Origin of the sequence: Lancefieldella sp. Marseille-Q7238 (genome assembly GCF_949152215.1) — a bacterium.
GTDB lineage: Bacteria > Actinomycetota > Coriobacteriia > Coriobacteriales > Atopobiaceae > Lancefieldella.
Window position 1 is genome coordinate 589,169 of sequence record NZ_OX424407.1, and the last position, 14,885, is coordinate 604,053.

The window sequence follows — 14,885 nt, forward strand, 5'->3', positions numbered from 1 at the left end:
GTACCATAAAAGGCGCGCTGCACCAATAAGACAATGCTTATTCGCTTCTGAGCGCTTCAACAGGATCGGATTTTGAGGCCCTTCTCGCCGGTAAAAGACCTGCCAGCAGCGTGAGCACTACGCTGATTCCTATCAGAATGAGCGCGGCATTCCATGGCAAAACAACCAGGTTCTCTACGGCGAACATCTGCTTGACTGCAATATTTGCGGGAATAATCAAAAGGAACGTAAGCAGGATGCCCATAACGCCTGAAATAAGGCCTTCGATGAACGTTTCCGCGTTGAAGACGTTGGCTATATCTCGTCGCGAGGCACCGATGGAGCGAAGAATACCTATTTCCTTCTTACGTTCAAGCACTGAAATATAGGTAATAATGCCGATCATAATGCTGGAAACAACCAGCGAAATAGAGACAAAGGCAACGAGCATGGCAGAAATCATGTCGATAATCTGCGTCACAGAACTCATGAGCACACCCACAAGATCAGTGTATGTGATGACCTTGCCGTCCTCTCCCGCCTCACGCGCGTCAGCATTGTAGCGCTCGAGAATCTCAACTACCTTCTCTTTGCCGGCAAAATCTTTGGGATATATGTTGATCGATGACGGTGTATCAAGATCCGCATAACCCATCTTCGCAAGATTGCTGTCATAAGTCGCCGATTGCGAACTGATCATTGACGCTGCTATAGCGGCAATCTGCGCCGGGTCGGCATTAAGCTTAAAGGCGCTTTTGAGAACTTCAGGATCAACGTGCATGGCACCCGACATAGTTGCTATCACACTTTGCATGGTCTGACTAAGAGCCGAAGCAATGCGAATCTGCAGCCTGGAGGATACCTGCGTCATGACTGATGCCATCGCCTGCTGCATGTACGCGCTGATTGCTTTGGTGATTGCCTGAGACAGAGCGGAGGCAATCTGCTCCTGGTACGCCTTCATAATGCGTTCAGCCACTTCTTTTTGCAGACTCGGCACATCTGCTGCGGTTCCCAACTTTTCGGAAAGCGCCGCGACGAGCTGCTTTTGAAGATCATCAGTGTCTATTGCCGCGCTCACCGCGGAAATCATCTTGGCGCGCACTTCATCGGTGGCGAGATAATCCGCTATGGTTTTACCGGGGTTAGCAGTTCTCCACGTATTCCACCCAAGCACAATCTCACGTATAGCCTGCGAGAGAGCTGCCTGACCTCCGGGTTTGAAATTAATCCGGATGCCCGAAAGCACCTGCCGGATATCATCGGCGGAAAGCTCCGGAAACGCCTTTTGCAAAACGGAAGGATCGAAACCGTCTGGCATGGCAGCAAGCAAATCATCGGAATTCAGGTTCAGGCTGGCAGGATCAAGCTCCGGAAGATTCACCTCGGAGAAATCCATCTCGGACAAGTTGATACCGGACAAGTCGATGTTTGAAAAATCCAGTGCCTGGGGATTCATAGAAAACGCCGAAGCAAGAGTCGTTTCGTCAACACTTATCAGCGAAGACAGAGAAAGACCTTCCGTAGCGCCATTCTTCTCGTCAGCAAACGTTTTGCCGGTAAACACATCAATATCGGAACGGTTCTGCTGATCCTTGACTATCTCTGAGTCGGCTGCCGCGGCGATAAGACGCTGTTCAAGCTCGGGAGTGTAATACAGACCGTGAGTCAGGCCTCCCTGCGCCGATGGATCTTTTGCCTGCACAACGCCAACGATTTTGATATCAGGCGCCTTTTCCACCAAGTTGTTGACATAGGCTTGGTCGTTGGACATATCCTTCCACACGCCAAGACCCGCGTCCCACGCGTACAGATCAGCAGCATTAACCAGCTTGAATGTCGGAGACATCAGCTGATTGTAGGTGTAGGTCTTGTCAGATTCGGACACGGTCACGTTGCTGCCGTCGGCAACCTGATCCACTATTTTGCGCACGTCGGCATAATCACGCAGCCCCATAGAGTACTCAACGTAGTCGGATATGGTGCCGTTGGGGCGCAGCACTAAAACCACTTCATTCCATGCCTTAGGCCAACGACCGGCGCGGACAGTATAGCGGCTTTCATAAATCGAGGGATCGGATGGCAGCTGCGCAAACGATGATGTCGATGAGAACTGCGCCATCGGACTGTACGCAGGCACATTGGGGCTGATACGCGAATACGTCTGATCGGGATTTACCTGCACCGGATCGCCTGACGTAGAATCTGCTCCCGCTGGCAGATACAGATGAGGTTTGACGTTGTACTGATAGGTAACGGCGCTGGTATAACTTTTGATGCCGCCGCCGTTATTGTCGATAAAATCCTTCAAAGCCTTAAGGTCGTTCTTACCAATGCTCGTCGTCATTTTTTCGAGATACTTGCTGGAAGAAACGGTGCCTTCGAGGGACTGGTTCTCAGGCGTTGTGGTATCGTCTTGTTGATTCGCCGCGCCGCTTTTCTGCGACGAGGCGCTTGCAGTGCTCATGCTTGCCATGGCTGACGTAAGATTGACCGATTGTTCGGTAATGGTCAGCGGATAGATTGACAACATGTCTTCCTCGACCCTGCGGATGTATTCATTGGTACCGTTTGCAAGGGCGAGAATAGCGGCAATGCCGATAATGCCGATGGAACCCGCGAAGGCTGTCATCAGCGTACGGCCCTTTTTGGTCATAAGGTTGTTAAAAGAAAGGCTGAGCGCTGTTAAAAATGACATTGACGTGCGATGTGTCGGCTTTGCTTTGCGGCAGGAAGCCACAGACACGTCAAAAGGATTGGAATCGGCGGTAATACGCCCATCAGCAAGTTCAACAATGCGCGTAGCATACTCATGTGCAAGCTCCGGATTATGCGTCACCATAATGACCAGACGATCGCGCGCCACCTCTTTAAGAAGATCCATCACCTGCACCGATGTCGAAGAATCGAGGGCGCCGGTAGGCTCATCCGCCAAAAGAATTTCCGGATTGTTTACGAGGGCGCGCGCGATAGTTACGCGCTGCATCTGTCCGCCTGAAAGCTGACTGGGGCGCTTGTCGGCATGGTCCTTCAGGCCTACCTCTTCAAGGGCTTCAAGCGCACGGCGGCGTCGCTTTCCCCGAGGGACTCCCGAAAGTGTCAGGGCTAACTCAACATTGGAGAGCACACTCTGGTGAGGAATTAGGTTGTAGCTCTGAAATACGAACCCGATGCGGTTGTTGCGATAGGCGTCCCAGTCGCGTTCCTTAAATTCCTTCGTGGAAACGTCATCAACCAGCAAATCTCCTGAATCAAAACGATCCAGTCCGCCGATAACATTCAACATGGTAGTTTTACCCGAGCCGGAAGGCCCAAGAATCGCCACAAATTCATTGTCGCGAAAAGCTATGGAGACCGCATCGAGAGCCGTCTGTTCAAAGGTGCCAGTACTATACCGTTTGCAAACGTTCTTCAGCTCAAGCATAGATGCCTCGTTTAGTAGCGCTAGGTGCTGTTTTAGTGTGATCCACTCGTCTTGGTTTACTCGCCTCTAGTTCACTCATCTTTGGTCGGAGCGTTACCTTCGGCGGAAGTCGCGCCTGTGGCAGCAGCTCCGTCTTTAGCGGAAGTTGTATTTGCGGCGACAGACTCGCCCTGCGTGAGGGTCTTGTGATACGTGCCAGACACCAGCACGCCATCAGGCTCCGGTGAACTTTCGTCTGCAGAGGCGCTATCAGCAGCACGAGAGTTCGGAGATGCAAGGTTCTTCTCGCCAGACGATTTAGTCTGAGCCCAGCTGAGCCCATAGAGAAAACCAAAGACGCCCAGAATTATCGGCGCCATAACCGCAACAAGAAGGAGCAGCGAAACGAGAACTTTGAAAACGTGTACGGGAATGCCGAAAATCGCGGGCGAGAAGATCATCAGCCCAAAAATGCTGCCCGCCAGAACGCGAAAGGTAATCTGAGCCGCTCGCGAAAGCCGGACATTCGTAAAGTTGGCAATCTGCAACCCGATAAGCGCGAGAGCCGCAAACCAAAGCATTGCTGGCGCCAAAGCATATGTCATCAATAAAACAACGTCATTCGGCTTTTCTTCGGGTTTAGTCAGTATGAAAAAGACACTTACGGCAATAAGCACCACAAAAACGATGTCATTGACCAGAATTGCGGGAGTTCGTCCTATTTTTTTCGTCATATGTAGCTCCTCCAGACGTTTCGCCCGATTATACTTGAACTTGCTTATTGTTCCCTGAGAGTTTGCGCTTTAATCAAAACGCGCAGCTACCTGTAAGGATATAAGGAGAAGCTATGGACGACGCAGCATTCAAGTCACATGTTGAAGCCTATGTTGATGAAAATTGGGAAACAATCGTTGAAGATATCCGCTACCTTGTGCAAGTAGAATCCGTCGAAGATCTTTCTGTCGCCGAACCGGGCAAGCCGTGGGGGCCAAAGTCCTACGAAGCGCTGCGTCGCGGCCTTGAGCTGGCAGAGCGCTTGGGTCTTGAGACCACCAACGTCGATGGATACCTTGGTTTCGGAGACCTTCCCGGCGCGTCAAAAACGTATATCGCCACAATCGCCCACACCGACATTGTGCCGCTGGGCTTGGGCTGGACTGTTGACCCGCTGGACGTGACGCGCAAAGACGGTTACCTGCTCGGACGTGGTGTTTTGGACGACAAGGGCCCGTTTGTGCTTTCTCTTTGGGCTGCTCACTTTTTTGTTGAACACGTCAAGAAAACTGGCAAGCTCTTGCCCTACACCCTGCGCGCTATCGTGGGCAATAACGAGGAAACCGGCATGGGCGATGTCCCTTACTACCTCGAGCGCTATCCCGAGCCGGCATTTTGCTTTACGCCCGACGCGGAATTCCCGCTTATCTGCGGCGAGAAGGGCGTTTATCATGCGGAGTTTACTTCCGATGCCATTGCCGGCGAGAAAATCCTTGAGCTTGACGGCGGCACGGTTCCCAACGCCATCCCGGGTCTTGCCTGCGCTCTCGTGCGCGCTGACGCCTCAAAGCTACCGGATGCACCTCACATTGACATCGAGGACGCAGGCGCAGACGAGCAGGGACCTCTTGCCCGCATTTCAGCTCATGGCAAGGGCGGTCATGCCTCTATGCCTGAGGGCACGGTAAATGCTATCGGTCTGCTCGACGCATACCTGCTTGAAAACAATCTTTGCAGCGATGCTGAGCGTATCTTCCTCAATTTCTCCGCGCGGCTTTGTTCCACGACAGACGGCACAAGCGCAAACATTCAAAGCGCTGACGATAAGTTTGGCCCTCTGACCTGTATTTCCGGCACCGTCCGCACAGTTGACGGTCGCTTTGTTCAGACCGTGGATTCTCGCTATCCCACCTCTACCACCGGAGAAGCTCTGACCACCGCTATGACCAGCCTCGGAAAGGAGTATGGCTGCACGTTCCGCGTGCTTTCGGACGCAGTCCCCTTCTATATTGATCCCAACTCCCCTGAAATTGCCACACTGCTCGATACATATCACGAATACACCGGCCACGAGGGCACAGCGTTTGTCATCGGCGGTGGCACCTATGCCCGCCATTTCAAGCGCGCTGTTGCTTTCGGTCCCGTTGAACGCGCGGAAGTCGATACAATCCCAGCGTGGGTAGGCGCGGAACACGGTCCCGACGAAGGCGTTTCCGAAGAATGGCTCCGTCGTGCCCTGAAGATCTACATTGTGAGCATTGCACGGCTTATGGAGCTTGACCTCTAACGCCTTGCTGAGAAGAACGCAAACCATGCGAGCGTTAGGCAGTCTAAACACCGATGACGCCTTTGGAATCACAGGTGTTGCCTAATGCTCACTTAGTGTGAGTGTACTGTGCTGACGAGCGCGCTATGATTCACTGGACACGCCGTGTCCCGCTGGACGCAAGGGCTACAAGTGCAATGCGTCTGGCGGGCGCGTGCTGTCTAACGACTGCATTTCTTGGACGGAGTTCTGAAAAAGACAGACCGTAAAGGCAGACGGGGTAAAATCCGAGCCAATATGCTGTCCGGCAATTCTTCCTCAACGCGGACTCCCAAGTAAAGCATAACGAGGTTATATACCACTGTGACCACACTGCCTGCCTGAACGCTTGTTAAACCTCCTACGAGAGCGTTCCAGACAAGGACAGCGATATTCAAAGACGTTATCAAAAATTGAATAATAACAAAGGGTCTGATAAAACGCGCGTTATTTGACCCTCTCAATGCAATTAAAGCCACGAAGAGGGTAAACAGCGCCGAGGCAGCATCAAAGAGGATTGAAAGCGGATTTGCACCGGCAAATACCGCCTTAATATCGGCAGTGTTAAGCATGGGAACGTAGTTGCCTACATCAGCCACGCCTAAAAGCACCACAAGCACAATAAGGTAGACCGCATTGACACCAATTGTAGCGACAGCGAGAAAATGCAGAATTCGCTGATAGCGTGAGCGCATAAAAACTGTTCCAGAGACGCCCGCGTCATACTCACGTCTTACCTGTTCTCCAAGGTTTGAGAGGATACCCACATATATGATGGTGGTGATAATAACCATGGGATCAAAAATAATGAGCTTTCCATCACCCCATGCACTCAGCGCCACAACTACCAAAAAGAGCGCGACAAGATAGCAAAGCGCAAGAAACGAATTGACCTTTGACGAGTCATTCGCGGCGCGAATGCCCAGAAACCCGGTAAGCATCTGCAGAAGACCAAGTGCAATCACAAAACCGTAAAACAGCAGGTGCTGATTGCCCTCTCCCAAGACATGTCCGCCTAACCGCGTTACATCGGTTGGGAGTGCCGGAGTAAGGCCCATAAGTATCGCGCTGCCCGAAACGAGCGACGTCACGATATCCGCAACACCAAACAGCAGAGCGATCCATGAGACGAAATACAGCATATGCTGGGCGGTCGTTCTCGGAATGGAAGCTCTGACATCATCGTGTTGAGGCTCTGCCGCAAAATCACACTTCTCGGCTATCAAGACTTTCTCCGCTGTTGAAGCCGCGGCGCTCAGAGCCTCCGCACTTTTGGCGAGAAGTTTTTCTCCCTCACGAATGCGCTTGGCGACTTCACGTTCATCTGTCGTTTTTTGCTTATCTTGATCCATGCCTCATCATTTCCGAAACGCTTCTAATCTTTAGCGTATACGCGCTGAATACACAGGTATTTGTTCTCTTCTATCATGACACAATACACACAAACCGAACCATTTTATAGATAAATCAACATCTGCCTCGTATGACGCCTGTTTTTTGCTATGATAGCAAGCTATTATGGCATACAGGTGATTTACCTGTATAAACATCGCTTTCTCTATGGTGTTTATAGGTGCAACAACCGGTATATCGCATTGATTTTGAAGGGAGTATCAAGAGTAATGTTCTTGAAATAACACATTTTCGTATTGCGCTTCATGTCCGCGCTGCGATTTGCATGTGCAAAGGCAACTGCTTTGACAGGTACATGGGACATGCTTCTTGAACGATACTACGAAAGGGTGTTATGGAACAGAACAAACTCTTTGCGGAAACTCCCCCGCTTCAGCTTTTCTTGCGAGCCGCCATCCCCGGCGCCATCGCTATGCTCGCCTCCATGCTTTACGATACCGCCGACGGCATCTTAGTCGGTCGCTTTCTCGGCGCTGATACCTTTGCCGCGGTTACCATCTCACTTCCTTTGGTCATTATGAGCTTTGCCGTTTCTGACCTCGTAGGCGTTGGCTCCTCCGCCGTCATTGCGGTAGAGCATGGCAAACATAATTTTGACCGCGCGAACGATGTATTTACCCTTTCGGTCATTATGATCCATATCGGCGGCTTTGTACTGGGCGCAATATTCTTTCTTTTTGCGCCGGGTATCTTGATTCTTCTGGGCGCAAAGGGAGAACTCGTTGAACAGGGATCGATCTATTTGCGTGTCTACGCCTCCTTTTTGCCGCTCATATCTATCAACTACGCCGCCGATAACTTCCTCAAGATCTGCGGCATGATTCGCCGCTCTATGATGCTGAGCTTCATCATCGCTATTCTCGGCACCGTCCTTGAATTCTTTTTCTTGGCCGTCCTTCGCCTTGATGTAGCATACTCAGCGCTTGGCTACTGCATCGCGATGCTTTTCTCCGCGATATTCGGCATGTGGCCGTTCGTACACAACAAGCAAATCCTCAAGTTTGTACCTCCGCATTTTTCATGGGAGCTTGTGCGCGAAGTCTGCGCCAACGGTTTGGCGGTTTTCTTGCAAAACATTTCAGGCCGCATTTACAGCCTCATCATGAATTCCACGCTTCTGGCCCTTGGGGGTGCAAACGCTGTTACCACATATGGCGTCATTTTCTTTTCAGCAGGTATTATCACACCTCTTGTCTACGGAGAAGCAGACGCCGTGCAGCCCGCCATTGGCTATAACTGGGGCGCCAAAAACAAGCATCGCGTTATCGCTCTCACTCGCTACGTTTTTATTGCGGGCGGTCTTATCGGCCTAACTTCCGCGGCGCTTATGTTCCTCTGTCCTGAACTGCTGGTGCATCTCTTCATTCCCGACGCGACACCGGAGCTGTTTGCTATGGCCGTTCCCGCTTTGCGCACTTTTTCCGGCGCGCTGTGCATCAACTGGATCTATTTCTGCACGCAGGAATTTGTCATCGCGCTGAAGCTAACCAAGATCTCAAGCGTCATCAGCGTACTGGCAACCTTTGTCTTTCCGGTTACCGCCATTGCGCTTCTCGCCCCGTTTGGTCTTAACGCTCTCTGGTATGCTCCTGTAGTCGGCACTATCCTCACGGTAATTACCAGCATTGCCATTCTGATTCACATACGCAACAAGCACTTTAACGGCATACCTGTGCGTCATCTGGATACAACGCGATAAAAACGATGGTGCCATTGGGTTTTATCAAGCTAAGCAAAATTTGATTTTACCCAACTAAGCGAGAAAGCCTGTATCTTCAAGAAGGTCTTGGCCATCAGCGGCTGTAGTTGCAAGCTCGTCGCAGCGCTCATTGAGTGGCTCTCCGGCATGACCTTTTACCCACAGGTACCGTACTTCATGAGGAGCGCTTGCCGCTAACAGGCGCTTCCAGAGATCAACGTTTTTCACATCCTGCTTGTTGGACGTCTTCCAACCGCGACGGATCCATCCGGATATCCAATCCTGGTTAAAGGCATCAACCACGTATTTTGAGTCGGAGTGTACTTCAACGCAGCACGGGTGTTTGAGCGCTTCAAGCGCAACTATTACCCCCAAAAGCTCCATCCGGTTGTTAGTCGTGACACGATATCCCTGAGAAAACTCACGAGTATGACGAGCGCCGGAAGGATCGACATAGACCAAAACAGCGCCGTACCCACCCGGTCCGGGATTACCTCGGGAGGCACCGTCTGTGTACGCGACCACGTGCATCATATCTGCCGCACCTGAGTTTTTTCTGTCCACCAAAATCAGCCTACTTAGCCTCTGCCCAGTTTGGGCCATATGAAACATCGGCTATGAGGGGCACTTTAAGCGTTGTTACGCCTTCCATCGTTTCCTTTACCAACCGGGAAACCGTTTCAATTTCGGCATTCGGTACCTCAAGATCGAGTTCGTCGTGAATCTGCAAGATGAGCTTTGAGGCAAGCGATTCCTCGCGCAGGCGCTTCTCGACACGAATCATAGCGATTTTAATGATGTCAGCAGCGCTTCCCTGCATGGGATGGTTCATAGCAGTACGCTCACCAAAAGCAATAAGCTGGCGATTATGCTGCGCAAACTCACGAATGTGGCGCTTGCGTCCGTACATAGTGACAGCATAGCCCTTCTCGTGCGCCATGCGAACTGACTCGTCTAAATACGCCCGGACCCCCGGATATGCTACGAAGTACCTGTCAATCATATCCTGAGCCTCAGAACGCGGAATCTTAAGGGAGGTAGCCAAACCGTATGCCTGCTGCCCGTACACGATGCCAAAGTTGACGGCCTTTGCGCGGCTGCGAAGCTCCGGGGTAACGTCTTCCACGGGCACTCCAAAAACGCGTGAAGCGGTTGCTGCATGGAAATCCGCGCCCGAATTAAAAGCCGCTACCAGGTGCTCATCAGCCGAAAGGTGCGCCAAAAGACGAAGCTCAATCTGGGAATAATCGCACGCGAGAAATACATGATCTTGAGGAACGGTAAACGCGGTGCGCACGCGATGCCCCAACTCGGAGCGGGTGGGAATGTTCTGCAAATTCGGATCGGAACTCGAAAGGCGACCCGTTGCCGCCACCGTCTGATTAAAGGTGGTATGGACGCGCTTGTCGCCACGGATCAGTGCGGGTAACGCATCCAGATACGTCGACTTGATTTTGGCGCGCTCACGATACTCAAGTACATCAGCGACGATTTGATACTCATCCGCCAGATCGGCAAGTACCTTGGCGTTGGTTGAGTAGAATCCCGAACGTGTTTTTTTCAACCCGAATGTCGGCAAACCCAGCACGTCAAAAAGCACATGGCTCAGCTGGCTTGGTGAATCAAGGTTGAAGTTTTCACCCGCCGCCTCGTGAATGCGAGCTACGCGAGAAGCGATATCTTCTCCGAGCTCAACAGACTGTTCTTTGAGCTTCGCAGGATCTACATACAATCCGCGACGCTCCATCGCGGCAAGTACGGGAAGCAGCCCCATCTCAATGGTCTTAAAAAGTTCAAGCGAGCCGTCGGCCTCAAGCTTTGTACACAGCACTTTGGAAAGTGCGCGGACAGCATTCGCTTCAAAAGCGGCAGCGGGAACTTTGTCGGTACCTTTGTTGGTACCTTTGTTGGTACCTTTGCCAGCATCTTTACCGGTGACTTTGTCGGCGCCGTCAGGAAGCTCCACGCCAAAGTAGCGCTCTACCAAACCGGGAACCGCGAAATCCGAACGGTCAGACTCAAGCAGATAGGCAGCTACGCCCGTATCAAAAATGCGCTCGGCAGCCAACGTATCAGGATCGAAAGACTCAGGCTCCGAGGAGTCCACGGAGCTCACGTCGTGCAGAAGCTCTTTTACGTCTCCTGCTGCAACCTTGCCTTCCTTAAACAGTCGCAACAACGCCGAGGTCGCGTTATCATCCTCAAACTTCAGCAGATGAGAAGAAGTCGCAACCCACAGCGTGTGTTCAAGTCCAAAAAGCGAGCCGTCTTGTTTGCCGGTATCAAGGGCGATACCCAGCCATTCCGCGCGCGCCAGTGACGCCGCCAAAGCCGTATTGGCATCGTTAGCCTCAAGGATTTCGGGAAGCGCAAGCGCCGCTGGGACAGAAGCTTCTTCGCCCTCGGGAGCTGTGGAAAGTCCGCCCTTCTCGCCAGCCATACGCGCCAGCCGCCTTGTCATACCGGTAAATCCCAGCTTTGAAAAGGCCGCGACAACAGCATTTTGATCAAACGTAGGGAACTTTGCGTCGGCAAGATTGATGGCTATCGGAGCGTCCGTTCGAATCGTAGCAACTTTGCGCGAGAGCAGGGCGTCCTCTTTATGTGTACGCAGGTTCTCGCCCATTTTTCCCTTGACATCATCAGCGTGGGCCAGCACCTCGTCCAAGCTGCCGTACTCCACAATAAGCTGAGCGGCCTTTTTAGGACCGATTCCGGGAACTCCGGGGATATTATCGGACGAGTCTCCCTTGAGTCCGTAAAAATCCGGCACCAGGGCGGGAGTAATGCCCGCATAAAGGTCGGCCACGGATTCAGGGGTCATAATGGAAACGTCGGACACGCCTTTGCGCGTAGACACAATCTTGACGTTTTCAGTCGAGAGCTGATACATATCGCGGTCTCCCGTAAAGAGGAGCATCTCATAACCGGCTTCCTCACCGCGGCGAGCCAGCGTGCCCAGGATGTCATCGCCCTCCCAGCCCTCAAGTTCGCATACGGGAATGTCCAACGTCCGAAGCAAATTTTTTACGATAGGAAACTGCACGTGAAGAGCATCGTCCATAGGAGGACGCTGAGCTTTGTACTGCGGGAGCATGTCAATGCGAACCTGCGGTTTTCCTTTGTCAAACGCGCAGATAACGCCATCGGGCTTAAAGGACTCGACCATCTTGATGAACATATTGAAAAAGCCGAAAAGCGCGCCAGTGGGCGTACCGTCGGGAGCGGACATGGGCTGTCTGATGGCATGAAACGCGCGGTGCATAAGCGAATTGCCGTCAATGACTGCGATGGTCCTGCGGGAAGCACCGGCCGCGACGTCTGTGTGGGCGTCTGTGCGAGCAGCGTCTGTGGTGGCGGTTTCTGTGTGGGCGGTTTCGGACATACCTCTCCTATCGCAAGCTTACCCGTCCATTGTACTCGGATTGTATCGGCAAGCAGTGGTATATTCGCAAGCTCCTTGAGGTTCACGCAAGCCGCGAGGCCCGCGAGGTCCACGAATTAGCGAGAAGGACTTCATAGCACGATTTTGTTTCACGGTACGCACTCTCTTTGTGGCACACGCACCGATTTCCAAAAAAGTGCATGAGTTGTGATATGAAAACTCCTAAAAAAGGCATCAGTTGTGATAAATCCCCTAAAAATGCCATGAGTTGTGAAGTATTTTTATCACAACTGTGGCACTTTTTTGGAATGACCCCAAGTAACTTCTCAAGTGACTTCCAAGTATACTTCTCCCCACGCACTTCTCGGCGCGCTTTGGAAATGCGAGCAAAATTCCCGTCCATTAAAAAGACGTTTTTCTCGCTGTCGTGCAAAAATCAATGGCGTACAGTAGAATCTGTGACGAGAAGAACTTCTTGCGCTCGCTGTCTGTAGCTGTCTGTAGTGAGAAGCGCTTCTTGCCCTTGCTTACCCATCCAAGGAGGCCTCGTGGCAAACGACAAGGTATCACGCGAGTTTGGAACACTTTTATTCACCGACGCTGATATGCAGGAGCGGCTGCCTAAACCCACCTATAAACGCCTGCGCGATGTCATCAGACACGGAAAACCGCTTGACATCGACATTGCCAACGAAGTGGCTCATGCCATGAAGGAATGGGCGCTCGAACACGGCGCCACACACTTTACGCACTGGTTCCAACCGCTGACAGGCATCACCTCAGAAAAGCACGATAGTTTCATGACGCCGCAAGGCAACGGCACGATCTTGATGACGTTCTCCGGCAAGGAGCTCGTTCAAGGCGAACCAGACGCGTCAAGCTTTCCCTCAGGCGGCCTACGCGCGACTTTCGAAGCCCGCGGTTACACGGTTTGGGACCCCGTAAGCCCCACCTTTATCAAAGACGAGGTGCTCTGCATTCCAACGGCGTTTATCTCCTATACGGGAGAAGCTCTCGATAAGCGCACGCCGCTTTTGCGCTCTCAACTGGCACTGGAGCGCCAAGCCAAACGCGTGCTTGCACTCTTTGGGCAGACGCCCGAGCGCGTTGTCACCAATATCGGCCCTGAACAGGAGTATTTTCTTATCCGCGAAGAGGATTTTGAAAAGCGTCCCGATCTGATTTTGTGCGGCCGCACGCTCTTTGGCTGCGAGCCGTCCAAAGGTCAAGAGCTTGATGAGCATTATTTCGGCGCCATTCGTCCAACCGTCAACGACTTCATGAAAGAGCTCGACGACGAGCTTTGGAAACTGGGGATCCCCGCTAAAACCAAACACAATGAAGTCGCCCCCTGCCAGCACGAGCTGGCACCCGTCTTTGAGCAAGGCACACTTGCCATTGACAACAACCTTCTGACCATGGAAAAGTTAAAGCTTTTGGCTCCGCATCACGGTCTTGCCTGTCTTGAGCATGAACGCCCCTTTGACTATGTCAACGGATCCGGCAAACACGACAACTGGTCGCTGTCTGCCGATGACGAGAACCTTCTTGAGCCGGGTGAAAATCCCGGAGAAAACCTCCGCTTCCTCGTCTTTTTAGCGTGCTTGGTCGCGGGCGTTGACGTTCACGCTGACCTTTTGCGCATGTCTATCGCTTCCGCAGGCAATGATCACCGCCTGGGCGCCAATGAAGCCCCTCCCGCTATCGTCTCCGTCTTTTTGGGCGACGCGCTTTCTGCTGTCGTCAATGACCTGATGAGCGGCACTGACGTGCACGGCGCCAAGCGCACCCGGATGGATTTAGGCGTGCCGACGCTGCCCAAGGTTCTGCGCGACAACACTGACAGAAACCGCACCAGTCCCTTTGCTTTCACAGGCAATAAATTTGAATTCCGCATGTGCGGCAGCCAGCAAAACATCTCAGATCCCAATGTCGTTTTGAACACGATTGTCGCGGAGCAATGCGACCGATTTGCCACGGACCTTGCCGACGCATCCGAGTCCGAATTTACAAAGCGTGCGCTCCACTGGGTCATTGATTCCTTCAAAGATCATAAGCGCATTTTCTTCGAAGGCAACGGCTACTCAAGTAAATGGGAGAAGATTGCCGAGAAGCGCGGTCTTCCCCACCTTCGCACCACACCTGACGCGCTTCCTGCGCTTATCGCCCCCGATAACATTGCTTTCTTTGAGAAATATGGCGTCTTGTCAGAAAACGAGGCGCACGCTCGCTATGTGGCAAAAGCGGAGCAGTACGCCAAGGTACTCAACATCGAGGCTAAAACCATGTCGTACATGACCCGCCACATGTACCTGCCGGCGCTGTTCAAGTATTCAGGAAACGTAGCTGAGTCCGTGGCTCACAAACAGACGATAGGCATTAAGTCTCAAGCTGAATTCGACGTTGCGAAGCAGCTGACCGAGGGTATTGATGAGATTTACGCCGCTGTCGGTGAACTTGAGGCAAAAAATACCCATGCCGCCACACTGCGCTCAAAGCCTCAGGTGCAATGCGAGTTTTACCGCGATGAAATTATTCCTGCAATGCAGCGTCTCCGCACAATCGTCGACGAGATGGAGCTCATATGCGGGCATGACTTCTGGCCGGTTCCCAGCTACAACGAGATGCTGTTTTACGTCTAGACTTCGCGGGGTGACTTCGCACCTAACGTACTTCGCGGCGCACAGACGCGTTCGGCGCACGGACG

General features: G+C 52.4%; 8 protein-coding genes. 3 read left to right on the forward strand and 5 right to left on the reverse strand.

Translation table 11 applies throughout. The annotated features are described in order from the left end of the window. Window positions 1-37: 37 nt before the first annotated feature. A complete protein-coding gene (locus QM016_RS02685) occupies window positions 38-3,403 on the reverse strand; it encodes an ATP-binding cassette domain-containing protein (RefSeq protein WP_282710093.1) in 3,366 nt (1,121 codons plus the stop codon). A gap of 71 nt (window positions 3,404-3,474) precedes the next feature. Beyond that, a complete protein-coding gene (locus QM016_RS02690; RefSeq protein ID WP_282710094.1) occupies window positions 3,475-4,116 on the reverse strand; it encodes a hypothetical protein in 642 nt (213 codons plus the stop codon). 113 nt (window positions 4,117-4,229) lie between these two features. Here QM016_RS02690 and QM016_RS02695 point away from each other — a divergent pair, with 113 nt between their 5' ends. Continuing rightward, window positions 4,230-5,663, forward strand: coding sequence for a Sapep family Mn(2+)-dependent dipeptidase (locus QM016_RS02695; RefSeq protein WP_282710095.1), 1,434 nt, complete (start codon window positions 4,230-4,232; stop codon window positions 5,661-5,663). A gap of 200 nt (window positions 5,664-5,863) precedes the next feature. Here QM016_RS02695 and QM016_RS02700 read toward each other — a convergent pair whose 3' ends face one another. Continuing rightward, window positions 5,864-7,033 (reverse strand): hypothetical protein, encoded by a 1,170-nt coding sequence (locus tag QM016_RS02700; RefSeq protein ID WP_282710096.1) that lies wholly within the window; start codon window positions 7,031-7,033, stop codon window positions 5,864-5,866. A 395-nt stretch (window positions 7,034-7,428) separates the two neighbouring features. Between QM016_RS02700 and QM016_RS02705 the strand changes: the two genes are divergently transcribed. Further along, window positions 7,429-8,793 (forward strand): MATE family efflux transporter, encoded by a 1,365-nt coding sequence (locus tag QM016_RS02705; protein ID WP_282710097.1) that lies wholly within the window; start codon window positions 7,429-7,431, stop codon window positions 8,791-8,793. Between the two features lie 54 nt (window positions 8,794-8,847). Here the strand turns inward: QM016_RS02705 and rnhA are convergent, their stop codons facing one another. Both rnhA and polA read right to left on the reverse strand, forming a co-directional pair. Further along, on the reverse strand, window positions 8,848-9,324 hold the full coding sequence (rnhA, locus tag QM016_RS02710) for a ribonuclease HI (protein WP_035433748.1): 477 nt from the start codon (window positions 9,322-9,324) through the stop codon (window positions 8,848-8,850). Between the two features lie 43 nt (window positions 9,325-9,367). After that, entirely contained in the window at window positions 9,368-12,178 is a 2,811-nt protein-coding gene (gene polA / locus QM016_RS02715; RefSeq protein WP_282710098.1) for a DNA polymerase I, read from the reverse strand. A gap of 548 nt (window positions 12,179-12,726) precedes the next feature. On the opposite strand from polA, the gene QM016_RS02720 reads away from it, so the two are divergent. Further along, window positions 12,727-14,820, forward strand: coding sequence for a glutamine synthetase III (locus QM016_RS02720; RefSeq protein ID WP_016476659.1), 2,094 nt, complete (start codon window positions 12,727-12,729; stop codon window positions 14,818-14,820). Window positions 14,821-14,885: the final 65 nt, after the last annotated feature.

Excerpts from the sequence above, each read along its gene's own strand:
- QM016_RS02685 (WP_282710093.1), bottom strand. The coding sequence starts at position 3,403 with ATGCTTGAGCTGAAGAACGTTTGCAAACGGTATAGTACTGGCACCTTT.
- QM016_RS02705 (WP_282710097.1), top strand. The coding sequence starts at position 7,429 with ATGGAACAGAACAAACTCTTTGCGGAAACTCCCCCGCTTCAGCTTTTC.
- QM016_RS02690 (WP_282710094.1), bottom strand. The coding sequence starts at position 4,116 with ATGACGAAAAAAATAGGACGAACTCCCGCAATTCTGGTCAATGACATC.
- rnhA (WP_035433748.1), bottom strand. The coding sequence starts at position 9,324 with ATGCACGTGGTCGCGTACACAGACGGTGCCTCCCGAGGTAATCCCGGA.
- QM016_RS02695 (WP_282710095.1), top strand. The coding sequence starts at position 4,230 with ATGGACGACGCAGCATTCAAGTCACATGTTGAAGCCTATGTTGATGAA.
- polA (WP_282710098.1), bottom strand. The coding sequence starts at position 12,178 with ATGTCCGAAACCGCCCACACAGAAACCGCCACCACAGACGCTGCTCGC.
- QM016_RS02700 (WP_282710096.1), bottom strand. The coding sequence starts at position 7,033 with ATGGATCAAGATAAGCAAAAAACGACAGATGAACGTGAAGTCGCCAAG.